The sequence below is a fragment of the Micromonospora sp. NPDC047548 genome, from assembly GCF_040642975.1.
Lineage (GTDB): Bacteria > Actinomycetota > Actinomycetes > Mycobacteriales > Micromonosporaceae > Micromonospora.
In genome coordinates this window covers 1-15,253 of record NZ_JBEYTI010000079.1, presented here as the reverse complement: position 1 = coordinate 15,253, position 15,253 = coordinate 1, and the positions used below count along the sequence as shown (strand labels likewise).

The following is a 15,253-nucleotide window of genomic DNA, read 5'->3' as shown; positions in this document are numbered from 1 at the left end:
GGGCAGGCCGCCTCGCACGATTCTGGCCGCGTAGTCGGCGCGGGTCACGTCCGACTCGTGTCGTAGTTCGGGGCCGAGGGCGAAGATGGCGTCGATGAATCCGTCCGGCTCTCCATCGAGTTCGCCTTGTGAGAACGGCCAGAGTTCGACGGTTTCCATCCGGCCGGGCAATGCGTCCGGGGCAGCCACCATGCCGAACAGCCGGGATGATCCGGTGAGCAGATACCGGCCGGGCCGAGGGTTCTCGTCGACGGCTGCCTTGATGGCCAGCAGCAGTTCCGGGGCGCGCTGGATCTCGTCGACGGCCAGGAGTTCGGAGGAGTCCACGAAGCCGACCGGGTCGGCGATCGCTGCGGCCCGGTCCTGAGCTCGGTCGAGGTCGCGGCGCTCGGCGAGACGACCGCCGGCGACGATGCGAACCAGGGTGCTCTTGCCTGCCTGGCGCGCTCCGCTGATCAGCACGACGCGGGTGTCGGCCAGGGCGGCGTCGACCTGCGCGGCAGTGCGGCGCTGGATCAGGCGCGGTGTGGGCATGTCTCATGATAAGCCGCTTCGGTTTCGATTTGCGAGGATTCCTGCTTTCGGTTTGCGGCAGATGGATGTTCGGTATGCGGGTCCTTGGTGTTCGATCTGCGGCTGATGTCCTCCGGCTCCTGAACCGACGACGGAAGGTCGTCGCCATCGCCGGACCGTCACCCGGTTGCGGCCGTGCCCAGGTCGGCGACAAGCCGGTCGAGCAGTCGTTCCTCCATCACTGCTCGGCCGGTCCGCCGCATCGACTCGCCCAGCGACTCGTCCCACGGGGTCCCGGCGGGCGTACCGAGCAGGGCCGTGCCGGTGCCGGCCGCCGGCAGGCCCGTGCGCGCAGCGGCATATGCCCCGCGTGTTCGCCATTGCCTGTAGCGTGTCAAAATCCCGCTCGGTGCGGTGACCTGGTGTTTTGAAGATCGCCTCGGGTCGCCCCGGTGGGGAGCGGATCGCACACGTTGTGAGCCGTGACGGCAAGAGTTGCAGTGACGATCATCGGCATGTTGGTGCGGCTGCTGTACCTGACGATGATCCGCGTGTTCGGTGGACTGGGGCTGCTGGTCCGTGGCGACAAGGCGCTGCTGGTCGAGGTGCTCGCGCTGCGGCAGGAGGTGGCGGTGCTGCGCCGGCAGATCCGCGGCCGTCCCCGGTTGTCGTGGCCGGACCGGGCGGTGCTGGCCGCGCTCGCCCGGCTGCTGCCGCGGGCGGGTGCGGGTGCATCGCCTCGTCACCCCGGCCACGCTGCTGGCCTGGCACCGTCGGCTGGTGCGCCGTCATTGGACGTACCCCAACCGGGCCGGCCGGCCGCGGGTCAGCGACGAGATCCGCGACCTGGTCTTGCGGCTGGCCCGGGAAAATCCGCGCTGGGGGTGCCGGCGGATCCAGGGTGAACTCGGGCGTCTGGGCCACGGGGTCGCGTTCGCCACCGTCCGGCGCATCCTCGCCCGCCACCGCACCGGCCCGACACCCCGGGAAACTGACACCAGCTGGCGAACCTTTCTGCGGACCCAGGCCAGGGGCCTGCTGGCGATCGACTTCTTCCACATCGACACGATCGCCCTGCGGCGGGTGTACGTGCTGGTTCTGATGGAGATCACGACCCGGCGGGTGCACCTGCTCGGCGTGACCGAGCACCCGACGGGGGAGTGGACCACTCAGCAGGCGCGCAACGTCATCATGGAACTCGGCGAGCGGGCCAGCCAGTTCCGGTTCCTGATCTGCGACCGGGACACCAAGTACATTGCCGGGTTTGACGCGGTGTTCACCGCGGAGGGCATCCGGGTGGTCAAGATTCCTCCGCGCACGCCGCGGGCGAACGCGTCCATCGAGCGCTGGGGGCGCAGTCTACGCCAGGAGTGCACCGACCACGTCCTGGTCTACAACGAACGGCACGCTGTGGCGGTGGTCGACGAGTACGTGCAGCACTTCAACGATCATCGCCCGCATCAGGGCCTGCAACCGTTGCCGCCCAACCACGACCCGACTGTCGTCATCTCGATGGATGCCTGTACGGTGCCAAAATTCTGTTTCAGGCTTGTGAGCTGCGAATTTGCGAGTAGCTCAAGCTGCCCGGTGATACTCGTTGATCACGCCGTCCAGGACGCGGCGCCGCCGGATCGGCTTGTCGATCGCGCCGGGGTCGTAGTCGGGTGGATGCTGGTCCAGGCTCTGGTGGGGCCGGTGTCGGTCGAAGTGGTCCTCATAGTCGTGTAACACCGTACGGGCGTGCTGTTCGTTGTAGATCAATACCCGGTCGGTGCACTCGGCCTGGACACTGCGTACGAAGCGTTCCGCGAACGCGTTCGCCCGGGGCGTGCGCGGAGGAGTTTTCACCACGTCGATGCCTTCGGCGGCGAACACTGTGTCGAACGACGGGGTGAACTTGGCGTCGCGGTCGGGGATCAGGAACCGGAACCGTGTCATACGGTCGCCGAGGTCCAGCACCAGGTTGCGGGCCTGCTGGGTAGTCCAGGCGGCGGTCGGGTGGGCGGTGACGTCGAGGATGTGCACCCGTCGGGTCGTGATCTCCATGACGAACAGCACGTACAACCGCCGCAGCGTGACGGTGTCGATGTGGAAGTAGTCGGTCGCCAGCATGCCGGACGCCTGCGCGCGCAGGAACGTCCTCCAGTTGGTGTCGATCTCGCGTGGGGCAGGACCGTGCTTCGAACTGGCGAGGATGCGACGGATGGTGCCGGCGCCGACCCGATGGCCGAGCCCGACGAGTTCGCCTTGGATGCGCCGGTGCCCCCAGCCGGGATTCTCCCTGGCCAGGCGCAGGATCAGGTCCCGGAGGTCGTCGCTGATCGGTGGTCGTCCGGGCCGGTTCGGGTAGGTCCAGTGCCGGCGGACCAGCCGGCGGTGCCAGGCCAGCAGGGTGGCTGGGGTAACGATCCGATGCCTCCAGAGTTCCCGCGGCAGTGCCCGGACCAGCGCGGACAACACCGCCCGCTCCGGCCACGACAGGCGCGGCCGACCGACCTGACGGCGGAGCACCGCCACCTCATGGCGGAGCACCAGCAACTCGGCGACCAGCGCGGACTCGCTGCACGTGACCAGCGGCAACCAGCCGAACATCCGCACCGCACTCAGGTACAGCAGCCGAACCAACACGCCTGCCATCCTGCGTCCTTGTCGCGAAACAGCAGCTCACACCCTGTGCGACGAATTTTGGCACGGTACAAGCTGCCGACGACCCCGTAACCGGCGCGGGTCCGGCACCTGCCGCAACCGGTCGAGCAGCGATGACGCCATCGACAACGGGTCAACCCCGGGGTCTACCGCGAGTTCGGCCTCCCACAGGGCCAGATCGGCGAGGTGGTCAACAACAGGACTGATCGGGGAAGATGACGACACGAGCACGACTCCTGAGACGATCTTCTGGCATAGACACCCGAAAGATCATCAGAAGTCGTGCTCGTCCTACAACTCCACCCTCGCCCGGTCCCCAACACGGACAGAACCTCTCAAGCCGGAACAACGCCGGGGCCGTGGGGGGAGCCGAGGCTCCTCCCACCGCGGCCAAGCCGCGATCGACCGCCTAACCAGACGCTTCCCCAACGCAGTCATGGTCCACACCCCCGTCCACGCCTCATGGACGAACCAAATCGAGATCTTCTTCTCCATCGTCCAGCGCAAGGTCGTCACACCCAACGACTTCACCAGCCTTGACCAGGTCGAAGACCGACTCACCGCCTTCGAACGGCGCTACAACGCGACCGCCCGTCCCTTCGGATGGAAGTTCACCCCGGCCGACCTCGAGGACCTACTGGCCCGGATCGAGCGACACGAACAGAAAGAGTCGAACCTCCAACAGCACGATGACTGCGACCACCAGCCTGCCGTACTGGCCCCCGCCACATAACCCCCGAAGGACTTACGGCGCAGACCACTTAGCGAAGAACTGCCCCGGCAACGTCGACCGAAACCTTTTCCGCGCCGATCCGCCGGATGCGTTCGGTGCCCCATTTCCCCAAGGATGCCAGCGCGGCGTTGAGGGATACGCCGTGCTCTGTCAGGGAGTACTCCACCTTCGGCGGCACCTCGCGGTACACCTCACGATGCACGAGCCCGTCTTCTTCCATCTCCCGCAGATGTTGAATCAGCATCTTCTCGCTGACGCCCGGCAGACCGCGCCGGAGCTCGGCGAACCGGCGGGTCCCGTAGTTGTGCAACTCCCAGAGGATCAGCGACTTCCACTTGCCGGCCACTACATCCATCGCGGCGTCGATGCCGCAGAAGTAGGGACCACGTCGTGCTGATGCTGCCATCCGCCCTCTCCAAGACCTACTTACCCGAAGGTGGGTACCTGACTAATTAGTCCGTACTGGTCAACTTTAGCGGCAGCGGAGAGGATCTCCCCGAACGACGAACACGAGGGGAGCCCCAAACATGACAACCAACAACAGCGTCCAGGTGAGCGTGCTCGGGCTGGGCGCGATGGGTAGCGCTCTCGGAGCCGCCTTGGTGCAGGCCGGACACGCGACAACAGTCTGGAACCGCTCAGCGGGAAAGGCGGACGACCTCGTCGCGAAGGGCGCGCAGGCCGCCGCCACGGCAGGCGACGCGGTCCGGGCCAGCCGGCTGGTGATCGCGTGCCTGCTGGACCACGCGTCGGTCCACGACGTGCTCGATCCGCTCTCCGACGAGTTGGCCGGACGTACGTTGATCAACGTGACCACGACGTCACCGGAGCAGTCTCGCGAGTTGGCCGCCTGGGCTGCCGATGCCGGGATCGCGTACCTGGACGGCGGCATCATGGCCGTCCCATCCATGATCGGCCAGCCCGGGTCATCGATCCTTTACAGCGGATCGGCCGCCGTTTTCGACCAGTACAAGCCGCTGCTCGACCTGTGGGGCGACAGTACCTACTTCGGTGAGGATGCCGGGCTGGCGTCCCTGTACGACCTCGCCCTGCTCGCGGGCATGTACGTCATGTTCGCCGGATTCATGCACGGCGCCGCCATGGTCGCGCCGGCCGGCGTGACGGCGGGCGAGTTCGCCGCCAAGGCCGCACCGTGGCAGACCGCAATGGCCGGTGAGTTCCAAGGGTTCGCCGCGGTCATCGACGGCGGGGACTACACCGTCGAAGGGCAACAGAGCCTGGAGTTCTCCGACGTCGCCCTCGGCGGCATCCTGGCCGCCAGTGCCGACCAGGGCATCAGCACCGAAGTACTCGCCATGGTCCAGCGCCTCATGCAACGCCAGATTGATGCCGGCCACGGAAAAGAAGGCTTCGCGCGAATCATCGAGAGCATCAAGCAACCACGCTAAGGAAATGCGGCGCGCCGATCGCGCCAGGAGTGTGTCATCCCCGCCAAGATCGTGTGTTTGTGGACAACATGAATACTGGCGGGGATGACGCCCGCCGAGGCTACCCATGCGCCCTGACCGACGCGATGTGGCGGGTCGTGTCGCCTCACCTGCCGGTACGGGACCCGGCCAAGGGTCTTCCCGCCTCCAGCAGCGCGATGCGCTCCTGCATGCCGTCGTCCCCGCACGCGCGGGGGTCTTCCCTCGTGGGCCTGCGCCGCTGAGCCTTGTCCCCGATTCCCTGTCGCACAACCCTTCCGGCGACTGTCGGCCTTTATGGATGGATGTAATGTCCCGGATCGGATCCGCGCCTACCGAGTAGCGGTGACCGAACGGGTCACCCCACCGGGCCACGCCGCCGACGGGCGGACCCGCCCGGTGTCACGGGGAAACAGGGAAGGAGACCGCGCGTGCGGTTTCGCACAGTGACGCACTCGGTCGTCGCCTCGATGCTGGTGGCTGCCGTCGGCGTGTTCGCTGCGGCGGCCCCCGCCTCGGCGGCAGGGGTCACGGACGTCAACTCGGTGACGCTGCCGATGGCCAGCTACGCCGACATCCAGGTGAACGCCCAGCGCAACGAGGTGTACGTCGCCGGTGGCGACCAGATCGTCATCGCCGACTTGGACGGCAACCCGCTCCAGACCATCGGTGGCCAGTCCGGCGTGTACGGGCTCGCGCTGAACGCCGACGGCACCAAGCTCTACGCCGCCCTGCGCGGGGGGCACGCCGTCTCGGTCATCGACACCAAGCGGAAGCGGGAGGTGAAGCGCTACAACCTCGGCAGTGCGTGCCCCGGCGATCTGGCCTTCGGCGGGGGCAAGCTCTGGTTCAGCGCGGCCTGCACCCAGGGCTCCATCGCCGGCAGCGTGGGCACGATCGACCTGAACTCCGGGGCCGTGACCACGCACCTGACGGGGCTGCAGGCCGTGCTGGGGCTGCCACTCCTCTCGTTCGCCGTCCGCGACGGCTGGCCCACCAAGCTCGTGGTCGCCGCCCGCGATATGAGGAGACCGGGCCCGACGGCCGGCGGCTGCATACCGTCGAGCAGATCGCGACCGAGTTCGGCGTCACCCGGCCCACGATCTACCGGCACCTCGCCCAACTGCCCGCCGAAGCTGGCTGACGCCAGGTTTGCCGGCCTCCAGCCAATGAGACCCTCGCTGGGATAACGCTGTGTCACGAGCCGTGCTCTGTGCAGCCCTGCATCAGTATCCGGATCTGCCGAGAAGCGGATGCGGGCGTGGATCAACAAGCACAATATGCTGGCTCGGCTAATCCTCCCACCTGAACAGCTCAGGATGCTTAACCGCCTCGGCTTGGAGGCGGGGAAGGTCTGCCGCGTGGAGGGTTACGAGGCCACAACTGACACAGGCCAAAGCGCGAACTGACGTCACGTCTCGAGTGCCCCATCCTCGCCGCGATGGCCGCCACAACCGGATGCTCTGCTGGTCTATGTCGGTACGTACGCCCGTAGCCACACGCATGCCACCACAGGTAGGGCAGGACGAAGTCGGCATTGGCAAAATCTCGGCCACGGCGGTATGTCTACCAGCGAGAGACAACTGGTGCCCCATCCGCACATGCCGCGATCCGCGCGTCACGGTACGTGGCGCAGGAGCGACGGCGCTCAGCACGCGGTTCTGCCGATGTGCGGATGTGGCGGTGGCGAGCGGCGGAGGCGGTCGTGGCGGTCTTTGCCGATCAGCTGGCCAGCTTCTCAAAGAGTTCGTTCGGCGTGTCGTAGTACCTCGTCGTCCGGCCGAAGTGCGTCATGCCGAGCCGCCGGCAGACGGCCTGGGAGGCACGGTTGTCCGGATCCGTGACCGCGATGACCCTCGCCAGACCCCGGCTGAAAGCGTCGTCCAGGACCGCCGCCGCTGCTTCGGTGGCGTAGGCGTGCCCCCAGGCGTCCGGATGCAGGTGCCAGCCGATCTCGACATCGGTCGGCCCGCCGGCCGGTTCCCTGGCCGACAGGGGAATCGGCTTGAGCAGGAGGTTTCCCACCAGCCGGCCGTCCGCCGCTGTGGTGATGGCCCAGATCCCGTGGATCGGATCGTCGATGGCGCATCGGCGTGCGATCGAGGCGAGGGCATCCTCGCGGTTGTTCATGATCGTGGGCTGCGCGCCCAAGAATCGCACGACCTCCCAGCGCGACTCGAGATCCAGAAGGAAGTCGGCGTCCTCATCGCGCCAGGGGCGCAGCAGGAGGCGGTCGCTCGCGATGGTGCGCATGCGACCTAATCTAGCCAGCGCCGAGCAACGCGCCTCAACCCGATTTCCTTCGCACGCATCTGCCGCAGACCGCGGCGTTACGCAGCGTGGCCGGCCGGAACGCAGGTGGCCAGGCAACGCTCCGCAGGCAGCCGCCCCATCCGAACCTGGACGGGCACCGCTGGCCCCTCTCCGGCTATCGGTACGAGTTGATCAGCCGGGCGAGGTGTCGGCCGGCGATCTCCAGTGGCTCGGCGCTTTTGGACACCTGGGCGGCGAGTTCCGCGCCCTCCAGGGTGTTGATCACGGTGTGGGCGAGATCCAGGATGTCGTCCTCGGCGATGTCGGTGTGGCGCAACTTCTCGGCAACCAGTGCCCGCCAGTGCTCAAACGCTTCGGCGGCGGCCCGCTGGATGTCGAGGATACGTCCGGCCGTTTCCAGGGCGGTGGCCGTGATCGGGCAGCCGTCGAGCCAGTCGGAGTTGTGGAGGTACTCGGCGAGTACCTGGGTAACGGCGATCATCGCTTCGGCCGGGTCAGCCTCGGTGGCCAGGGCCTCGCGCATGATGTCGGCGAACTCCTGATCGGCGTGCCGGACCGCCTCGGTGGCCAACTCCTGCTTGCCGCTGGGGAAGAAGTGGTAGACCGAGCTGAGCGCGACGTTGGCCTGCTGGGAGATCTGCTTGATCCCGGTCGCTTCATAGCCCTGCCGCTGCATCAGGCGGGAGGTAGTTCGGACGATCCGTTCCCGGGTGCCGAGGGAAGCGGCCTCCGGACGTACGGCCGGCGCGCGCGGCGTTGCTGCGTTCATCTCATCAGTCTACTGGTTGGAACGTTCGTTCCAGGCATGCTAGGTTCTGGTTAGAACGTTCGTTACAGGCGCGGTCACGGTGACTGACCGGAGCGCTCAGCCAAGAAGTGCCCGCGTGACCGGCCAGAGACGCTCCGGAGTCTCGCCGACGACCATCACGACGAGCAGCCGGATCCGGTGTCCGAAATACCAGCAAGGAGTACGAGTCATGCAAAAAAAGCGGATCACCGCCAACGGGATCGACTTTGCCTATTTTGAGCAAGGCGAGGGCCCGCTGGCGCTACTGCTGCACGGTTTCCCAGAGGCACCGAGCATGTACCGGCATCTGATGCCCGTCCTCGCCAACGCGGGTTACCGGGCCGTCGCCCCGGCCATGCGGGGCTTTGCCCCGACCCAGGTCCCGCCGGACGGCAGCATGCGGGTCGCCGACCTGATCGCCGACGCCAACAGCCTGCACGAGGAGTTGGGTGGTGACACGAACGCGGTCATCATCGGGCACGACTGGGGTGGCTTCGCCACCTGGGGTGCCGCCGCCCACGCCCCGGACCGTTGGTCCAAGGTCGTGGTGGCCGATGTCCCGCCGGTCCGCTTCTACGACCGTAAGGCCGCCGATCCCGTCCAGATCCACAAGAACAGCCACTTCTATTTCTTCCAGATGGGCATAGCGGACCAGATCGTGCCTGTGAACGACTTCGCCTACCTCGACTGGCTCTGGGAGCACTGGAGCGGATCCGTCCCGGGCTTCGACTCTAGCGAGGACCGGGAGGCGGGCAAGGACAGTCTGCGGGCGCCGGAGAACCTGCGGTCGGGGCTCGGGCTATACCGCGACAACTTCAACTCCGCCACATTCGGGACCGACCAGTGGGAGATGGGAGCCGTGTTGGCCGACCTTCCCACGCAGCCGACGCTCTATCTGCACGGCAGTGAGGACCCCGTGGTCGATGCGGCGACGCTGGCCGACATCGTCAACGCGCTGCCCGCCGGCTCGGACGGCGCCCTGCTGGAAGGCGTGGGCCACTTCCCGTTCCTGGAGAGCCCCGACGAGGTGAACGAGCGAATCGCCAAGTTCCTGGCAGCCTGACGGTCCGGCCCTGAGGAAGCCTCGATGGTGTGTCCGGCTGACGGACGTCCCAACCCGCTCCTGGGTGATCGCGCAGGTCGTAAAGGGTGCTGAACGTCCCTTGTCGGGTTATTGCCGACTGAGGTCGCTCTCCCTGGGCAAGGCACGACATCCGTAGCCCGCTCGTCGCAGGGGTGGGACGCACACGCGTCCCACCCCTGTCGTTCCGGCCGACCTGAGGTCTGGCCCCAACCGCGCATACGCCCTGGTCAACTAGCAAATGGCGGCTGCCGCACTAGTCACTCTCCGCTACTTCGCGATCCGTCGGCCGATGGAGCGTTCGTCACTTGCCAAGCGCGAGTCGGCTGGTCATGTCGAGCTTGACCTCGCCGTACGGGGCGACATGGTCCAGAACAGCGGGGTGAGGCCGCGCCGGTCGGCGTCGGCCAGCATGCTGGCCCACTCCTCGTCGGCAAGGACGTCCTGGACCATGAGGGTGTTGACGTAGACGAGGGCGGCCTGCAGGACGCGCAGGCAGAGCACGGAGAGTTCTTGTTCCTCGCGGCGGTTGGTCGCGATGTCGCCGCCCTTGCCGAAGAAAATGACGCTGTTGGCGCGGTTCCAGGATTCGACGACGTTGAGGCCCTCGTTGATCTCGCGTTGCAGGTCGCGGTTGCGCAGGTAGCGGGCGACGAAGATGGTGCGCTGGGCGCGGCCTACCTCGATCATCGCCTGGTAGGTGGGGTGGATCGCGTTGGCACGGGTGAAGCGGCGCAGGATCGCTTCGGTGGAGGCGGTGCCGGCCCGGATCGCGGTCGCGTATTTGATCATCTGGTCGTACTGTTCGGCGATGATGTCCCACCGGATCGGCCTCGTGAGCGCTGGCGTGAGCCGCGGGTAGGCGTCGGGTTCGCCGGCTGCCGGCCGGTAAAGGCGGACCTTGTTGATCCGTTTGATTCGGGGCAGCAGGTCGAAGCCGAGTAGCCGGGTGATGCCGAAGCCGACTTCGGACTGGCCGTGGGAGTCGACGTAGTTGCCCTCGACCTCCATCGTCGTGCCGTGCCGCATCGCCCCCTCGACCATGGCGGCAACCTCCGAGGCGGAGCAGTTGATCAGTTGGGAGTGGATGGCCATGCTCTTGCGCTCGACGTGCCAGTAGATGAGCACGCCGTGGCCGCCGTAGCGGGAGTGCCACTCGGTGAAGATGTTCTGGTCGAACGCACCGAAGTGCGTCGAGTCCGAGGCGACCGCGGTCGACCCGGCGCCCCAGACGGTCTGCGCCCGGGCGGCGAAGGTCGCGTTGGCGGTCTCCACGGCGATGGCCCGGGCCACCTCGGCGGTCAGGTACCGGCGGCGCACGTAGCGGATGTCGTCCTCGCTGTGGCCGTGCTGGGCGCTGCCGGCGATCGCCCGGATGCCGGTGTTGGTGCCGTAGGCGTAGATGGCCAGCAGCAGCCGCTCCGCGAGCACCTCCGGCGCCAGGTCGCCGCGTCCGGCGGCGCCGGTCACGCCCGCGAGGCAACCGGTGCGCAGCACCGCCTCCTTGAGCATGTCGATCAGCGGGACGGTGCCCCACCGGGTGCGGACCTCGTTCTTGAGCCGGCGCAGGTTCCGCGGCTCCGGCGCGGCGTCCAGGTCGGTCAGTTTGATCGCGCCTTGCTTGCCCCGATCGGCGATTTCCAGCCAGGCCAGCCGTGGTAGGGCGGTATCGAGCGCGGACAGGGCCTCGCGCATCTCGTCGCGGAGCTGGCCGATGAACGCGGTCGCATCCAGCGGCTTGCGCAGGGCGGCGTAGTGGGCGTCCCGGTGGGTCTCGAAGTCGTGCGGGAGGTCCTCGTCGGGGTTGCGCCACTTGTCGGCGCCGACGACCCAGATCTCCTTGCAGCGCAGCCGTTCCCGCAGGGCTTGGAAGGTGCAGATCTCGTACACGCTGCGCACGACGCGGCGGCCGCTCTTGCCGGTGTCCTTGAAGACCAGGGCGGTCCAGTCGCCGAGCACGCCCTTGTGGCTGGGCACGGTCTCGCCGGCCGGGTAGTAGGTGAGCCTCGCGTCGGCGTGCCGTTTGATCAGGTCCAGGGCGTCGAGCACCGGCCGGTGGGTGGCGTTGTTCGACCGGAACTCGAGCACGTCCAGCAGCTCGATCAGCCCGCGCCGGTAGTGGTGGGAGTAGGACGCCTTCAGCGTGGTCTGCACCGGTGCGCCGGTACACCGGGCCCTTGGTCTTGAACTCGTGGACGAGGTCGCGCAGGGTCTGCTCGCCGCCAGCGACGGCAGGGTAGACCACCCGCCGCACGGGATCGTCCGGGTGGTCGAGCGATGCCCTCGGCGATGGCGAAGAGCAGGTTCTCCTTGCCGGTGACCCGCTTGAAGACGTTGACCAGTTCTTCGGTGACCTTCCGGTCGGTGCGGGCGCCGATGCGGTACACCGTGGAGATCAGCAGCTCCACCAGGGTGTCGGTGATCTCTCGCAGCCGGGTGTGCAGCAGCGCCGCGAGCAGGATCAGCATCAGCGGTTCAGGGTGATCGCGCAGGTGGGACGGGGATTCCACCATGGCCCGGGGCATCAGCTTCTCCGCGTCGATCAACCGAGCACTCGCGGAAGCCGAGATGCGAACGGACCTGGGCACGGTGGTACGCGATCGTCGACCCTGTCCACTCGTATTGCCCGAGCTCGGACGGCTCTACCCCGACCTGTCGGCCTACGAACTCGACCGCCTCGTCTGGCAGTTCGCCGCGGCCGCGAGGGAACCGACCGACCAGGGTGTAGAACTTCAGCAACAGCGCGAACCCGAGCCTCGTCGGCCCACGCTTGCCCGCGATCAGCTCCCGCTCGTCGTCCAGCAGCGTCCAGTGCTCGACCAACTCGTCCAGATCCGAGGCCCGCGCCATAGCCGGACATCATCACGGATGACGCCCCACCGCCGCTGCCCGCGACCACCCGTTCGAGCGTCAGCCCAACGACCACTTGTCAGTCAACACCGTTGAGTTAGCGCTTTGAGCGTGCGGTCAAGCCCTCTTCCATGATCGTGACGTTGGCGGTGATGGTGTAGTTGAGGCTGGTCTGGGGGAAGCTGCCGGCGTTCGGGCTGTACTTGCTGGTGGGGTTCTTCTTGGTGCGGGCCTTGCCGCGGTTGCGGGTGGCGGGCAGCAGCTCGTCGAGGACGGCCTGGCCGATCACACCGACGAGGCGGTCACCGGCCGGGATGATGATCCCGACGGCGGCGGTGACCTGGTCGGCTGCCGTGTGCAGGGCGACGGTGAAGCTGATCCGGTCCGGGCGAGCGTCGGGGCAGGTGTCGACCGCGTCCACGCTGATCCGGATGATCGTCTGGTAGACGGTCAGCAGCGCGTAGACCTCTTGGTCGATGTCGGTCGGGTGTTGGGAGCGCAGGACCCGCCCGTCGAGCATGGTGGACTTGATCGACAGATAGGTGGTTTCCGCCTGCCACCTGCGGTGATACAGCTCGATCAGTTCGCTGGCGGGGTAGCGGCGGTGGTCGAGCAGGCTGGTGACCAGGCGCCACTGCTCGCGGCTGGTGGTGCCGTCGGCCCAGGTGACGGTGACCCAGGCCTCGATGATGCGGACCTTGAGCTTGCCGTAGCCGAGCACGGACAGGTACGAGCCGTCGGACAGCTCGGTCAGGATCAGCGGCGTGCGGCGGGCCCCGGACCGGCACAGATAGTGGGCCTTGGTCGCGGCGATGTCCCGCAGCAGCTCCCAGGAGTCGTAGCCGGCGTCGGCGAGGACGAGCATCCGGTCACCGACCGCGTGCAGCAGCCGGCGGGCATGGCTGGTCTCACCGTCGACCTCCGGCCCGAACGTCGCGCCCAGGATCGCCCTCGTGCCGCACTCGACCAGCACGCTGAGCCGCAGCAGCGGATAGCCGAAGGTCAGCTTGTCGGTACTGCGTTTCCGGTAGCCGGCGGTGATCGCCGGCCGGTCGGGCACATGCAGACTCGTCGCGTCGATCGCCACGGTCCGCAGCCCTCGCCAGAACACCCCCGGCGTCGACGGGCGGCCCACGCACCCGGCGACCGCGGTGAACAACACCCGAAACGGTTTCGAACCGACCCGCCTACGCGCCCGTACCAGTGCCGAAGCGGTCGGGGCCGCGAGCTTGAGCACCCGCAACCCCGCGGTCATCTTCGCCCACACCCGCCGGTAACCGCTGTGCTCGAACAACGCCAACGCGAGCACGAAGTAGATCACCACCCGGGTCGGCAACAGCCGGGTCCGCCGCTGCACCGTCCCGGTCTCCCGCGCGACCGCATCAACCAGGTCGAAGTCCAGGATTTGAGTCAACTCGCCCAGATGACCCGGCGCGTACACCCCCTTGGCTACCGCGATCTTGCGGGTGATGACACACTGATCCGGCACGGGACTCCCTCACGAACGTTTTTTGGTCGAACCGATCATGAGGAGTCCCGTTGCCATATCCAAGCCCGCCAAGGCCTTGACTTCACCGCGACCGTCCTAACTCAACGGTGTTGACGAGCACGACTTCTGATGATCTTTCGGGTGTCTATGCCAGAAGATCGTCTCAGGAGTCGTGCTCGTGTCGTCATCTTCCCCGATCAGTCCTGTTGTTGACCACCTCGCCGATCTGGCCCTGTGGGAGGCCGAACTCGCGGTAGACCCCGGGGTTGACCCGTTGTCGATGGCGTCGTCGCTGCTCGACCGGTTGCGGCAGGTGCCGGACCCGCGCCGGTTACGGGGTCGTCGGCACCCGCTGCTGGTGATTCTGGTCCTGACCGCCTGCGCGACACTGGTGGTAGGGAACGACTCCGTGGCCGCGATCCGGCAGTGGGCAGCGGGTACCCCGCAGGATGTCCTGCACCGTGTCGGGGCCCGGTTCAACCCGCTGCTCGGCCGGTACGCGGTGCCCAGCGAACGGACCTTCCGCCGGGTCCTGGCCGGCCTGGACGGTGACGCCCTCGATACGGCGACCTGCGGATACGCCGCCGACGTCGTGCGTGGTGACGTCCCGCCACCGGTCGTCGCCGTCACCGAAGGACCGGTCGAACGTGAGCAACGCCGCGCCGCGCAGCGGGCGGTGACCCACCCCGTCCCGGGCGGGCTGCTACCCGCCGCCGCGGTCGACGGGAAACTGCTGCACGGTACCCGCACCCCGACCGGGCAGGTGTTCCTCGTCGCGGCGATCACCCACCACGGCGCAGTGGTCCTGGGTCAACGCCAGGTCCCGGACAAACGCGGCGAGAACGCGGTGATCGTCGACCTGCTGACACCGCTGGACGTGGCCGGGATGATGCTGACCCTGGACGCACTGCACACGAGCAAGAAGACCGCCCGGCTGATCACCGAACAGCTGAACGCCCACTACCTGCTGATCTTGAAGGGGAACCAGCCGCTCGCCTACCAGGCCACCCGAGCGCTGCTGACGGGCACCGACACCGAATTCGCCGGCAGCATGAGCGTCACCGACGACCGGGGACACGGGCGTACCGAACGCCGGACCCTGCGTGTCGCGCCCTGCGATGACAGCCTGTTCCCCGGCGCCCGGCAAGTCTTCCGGCTACGCCGTGACACCGGCGGTCTCGACGGCGTTCGCACCGGCAAAGAAATCATCCACGGCATCGTCAGCCTCAGCGCCGACCTGGCCGGCCCGGAGCACCTCAACCATTACGCCCGCGGGCATTGGTGCGTCGAGAACCGTCTTCACTGGGCCAGAGATGTGACCTTCCACGAGGACGATTCCCAGCTCAGGACCGGTACCGCCCCCCCGTTACCTTTTTCGTAGCCCCAACCGGGGTTGCAGGCCACCGGCCGCGGCATGACTCAGTCCCCCTGTTGACCATGATCTGGGGGGTGT

Annotated in this window: 16 protein-coding genes and 1 pseudogene; 7 read left to right on the top strand and 10 right to left on the bottom strand. The window is 67.4% G+C overall.

Annotated features, from left to right (window positions below):
* Positions 1-534, bottom strand: a 534-nt coding sequence (locus ABZ807_RS32055; RefSeq protein ID WP_357166480.1) for an AAA family ATPase, incomplete at its 3' end; no start/stop codon positions are given.
* A gap of 158 nt (positions 535-692) precedes the next feature.
* The gene (locus tag ABZ807_RS32050; protein ID WP_357166477.1) at positions 693-911 is read right to left on the bottom strand and encodes a DUF2399 domain-containing protein; all 219 of its coding nucleotides are present in this window, start codon (positions 909-911) and stop codon (positions 693-695) included.
* 102 nt (positions 912-1,013) lie between these two features.
* Between ABZ807_RS32050 and ABZ807_RS32045 the strand changes: the two genes are divergently transcribed.
* Positions 1,014-1,418 carry a hypothetical protein gene (locus ABZ807_RS32045; protein WP_357166474.1) on the top strand — a complete coding sequence of 135 codons (405 nt, stop codon included), beginning with the start codon at positions 1,014-1,016 and terminating at the stop codon, positions 1,416-1,418.
* A pseudogene (locus tag ABZ807_RS32040) lies at positions 1,366-1,938 on the top strand (transposase); the annotation flags it as partial. The gene ABZ807_RS32045 and the pseudogene ABZ807_RS32040, both read left to right, overlap by 53 nt.
* Positions 1,939-2,088: 150 nt before the next feature.
* Here the strand turns inward: ABZ807_RS32040 and ABZ807_RS32035 are convergent.
* A complete protein-coding gene (locus ABZ807_RS32035; RefSeq protein WP_357166471.1) occupies positions 2,089-3,150 on the bottom strand; it encodes an integrase core domain-containing protein in 1,062 nt (353 codons plus the stop codon).
* Positions 3,151-3,595: 445 nt separating this feature from the next.
* Here ABZ807_RS32035 and ABZ807_RS32030 point away from each other — a divergent pair, with 445 nt between their 5' ends.
* Positions 3,596-3,892, top strand: coding sequence for a hypothetical protein (locus tag ABZ807_RS32030; protein WP_357166468.1), 297 nt, complete (start codon positions 3,596-3,598; stop codon positions 3,890-3,892).
* A gap of 28 nt (positions 3,893-3,920) precedes the next feature.
* Here the strand turns inward: ABZ807_RS32030 and ABZ807_RS32025 are convergent, their stop codons facing one another.
* On the bottom strand, positions 3,921-4,298 hold the full coding sequence (locus ABZ807_RS32025) for a helix-turn-helix domain-containing protein (protein ID WP_357166465.1): 378 nt from the start codon (positions 4,296-4,298) through the stop codon (positions 3,921-3,923).
* Positions 4,299-4,419: 121 nt separating this feature from the next.
* Here ABZ807_RS32025 and ABZ807_RS32020 point away from each other — a divergent pair, with 121 nt between their 5' ends.
* Together ABZ807_RS32020 and ABZ807_RS32015 are read left to right on the top strand one after the other, a co-directional pair.
* Positions 4,420-5,301, top strand: a complete 882-nt coding sequence (locus ABZ807_RS32020; protein WP_357166462.1) for an NAD(P)-binding domain-containing protein — start codon at positions 4,420-4,422, stop codon at positions 5,299-5,301.
* Positions 5,302-5,750: 449 nt separating this feature from the next.
* Positions 5,751-6,509: a hypothetical protein gene (locus ABZ807_RS32015; RefSeq protein WP_357166459.1), complete on the top strand. Its 759-nt coding sequence runs from the start codon at positions 5,751-5,753 to the stop codon at positions 6,507-6,509.
* 532 nt (positions 6,510-7,041) lie between these two features.
* On the opposite strand, the gene ABZ807_RS32010 is transcribed toward ABZ807_RS32015, so the two are convergent.
* The gene (locus ABZ807_RS32010; protein ID WP_357166457.1) at positions 7,042-7,572 is read right to left on the bottom strand and encodes a GNAT family N-acetyltransferase; all 531 of its coding nucleotides are present in this window, start codon (positions 7,570-7,572) and stop codon (positions 7,042-7,044) included.
* A 175-nt stretch (positions 7,573-7,747) separates the two neighbouring features.
* Complete coding sequence (locus ABZ807_RS32005) at positions 7,748-8,362, bottom strand: TetR/AcrR family transcriptional regulator (protein WP_357166454.1); 615 nt, start codon at positions 8,360-8,362, stop codon at positions 7,748-7,750.
* 208 nt (positions 8,363-8,570) lie between these two features.
* Here ABZ807_RS32005 and ABZ807_RS32000 point away from each other — a divergent pair, with 208 nt between their 5' ends.
* The gene (locus ABZ807_RS32000) at positions 8,571-9,443 is read left to right on the top strand and encodes an alpha/beta hydrolase (RefSeq protein WP_357166451.1); all 873 of its coding nucleotides are present in this window, start codon (positions 8,571-8,573) and stop codon (positions 9,441-9,443) included.
* 348 nt (positions 9,444-9,791) lie between these two features.
* On the opposite strand, the gene ABZ807_RS31995 is transcribed toward ABZ807_RS32000, so the two are convergent.
* From ABZ807_RS31995 to ABZ807_RS31980, 4 genes are all read right to left on the bottom strand, one after another.
* On the bottom strand, positions 9,792-11,615 hold the full coding sequence (locus ABZ807_RS31995; protein WP_357166448.1) for a Tn3 family transposase: 1,824 nt from the start codon (positions 11,613-11,615) through the stop codon (positions 9,792-9,794).
* Positions 11,600-11,929: a hypothetical protein gene (locus ABZ807_RS31990; protein ID WP_357166445.1), complete on the bottom strand. Its 330-nt coding sequence runs from the start codon at positions 11,927-11,929 to the stop codon at positions 11,600-11,602. The genes ABZ807_RS31995 and ABZ807_RS31990 overlap by 16 nt, the downstream gene beginning before the upstream one ends.
* 7 nt (positions 11,930-11,936) lie before the next feature.
* Positions 11,937-12,311, bottom strand: a complete 375-nt coding sequence (locus ABZ807_RS31985; protein WP_357166442.1) for a DUF4158 domain-containing protein — start codon at positions 12,309-12,311, stop codon at positions 11,937-11,939.
* Between the two features lie 97 nt (positions 12,312-12,408).
* A complete protein-coding gene (locus ABZ807_RS31980) occupies positions 12,409-13,800 on the bottom strand; it encodes an IS4 family transposase (RefSeq protein WP_357166439.1) in 1,392 nt (463 codons plus the stop codon).
* Positions 13,801-13,978: 178 nt separating this feature from the next.
* On the opposite strand from ABZ807_RS31980, the gene ABZ807_RS31975 reads away from it, so the two are divergent.
* Complete coding sequence (locus ABZ807_RS31975) at positions 13,979-15,181, top strand: ISAs1 family transposase (RefSeq protein ID WP_357166436.1); 1,203 nt, start codon at positions 13,979-13,981, stop codon at positions 15,179-15,181.
* Positions 15,182-15,253: the final 72 nt, after the last annotated feature.

Bases quoted from the DNA above. Each gene is read 5' to 3' on its own strand.
- ABZ807_RS32035 (WP_357166471.1), bottom strand. From the start codon at position 3,150: ATGGCAGGCGTGTTGGTTCGGCTGCTGTACCTGAGTGCGGTGCGGATG.
- ABZ807_RS32030 (WP_357166468.1), top strand. From the start codon at position 3,596: ATGGTCCACACCCCCGTCCACGCCTCATGGACGAACCAAATCGAGATC.
- ABZ807_RS32025 (WP_357166465.1), bottom strand. From the start codon at position 4,298: ATGGCAGCATCAGCACGACGTGGTCCCTACTTCTGCGGCATCGACGCC.
- ABZ807_RS32020 (WP_357166462.1), top strand. From the start codon at position 4,420: ATGACAACCAACAACAGCGTCCAGGTGAGCGTGCTCGGGCTGGGCGCG.
- ABZ807_RS32010 (WP_357166457.1), bottom strand. From the start codon at position 7,572: ATGCGCACCATCGCGAGCGACCGCCTCCTGCTGCGCCCCTGGCGCGAT.
- ABZ807_RS32005 (WP_357166454.1), bottom strand. From the start codon at position 8,362: ATGAACGCAGCAACGCCGCGCGCGCCGGCCGTACGTCCGGAGGCCGCT.
- ABZ807_RS32000 (WP_357166451.1), top strand. From the start codon at position 8,571: ATGCAAAAAAAGCGGATCACCGCCAACGGGATCGACTTTGCCTATTTT.
- ABZ807_RS31990 (WP_357166445.1), bottom strand. From the start codon at position 11,929: ATGCTGATCCTGCTCGCGGCGCTGCTGCACACCCGGCTGCGAGAGATC.
- ABZ807_RS31985 (WP_357166442.1), bottom strand. From the start codon at position 12,311: ATGGCGCGGGCCTCGGATCTGGACGAGTTGGTCGAGCACTGGACGCTG.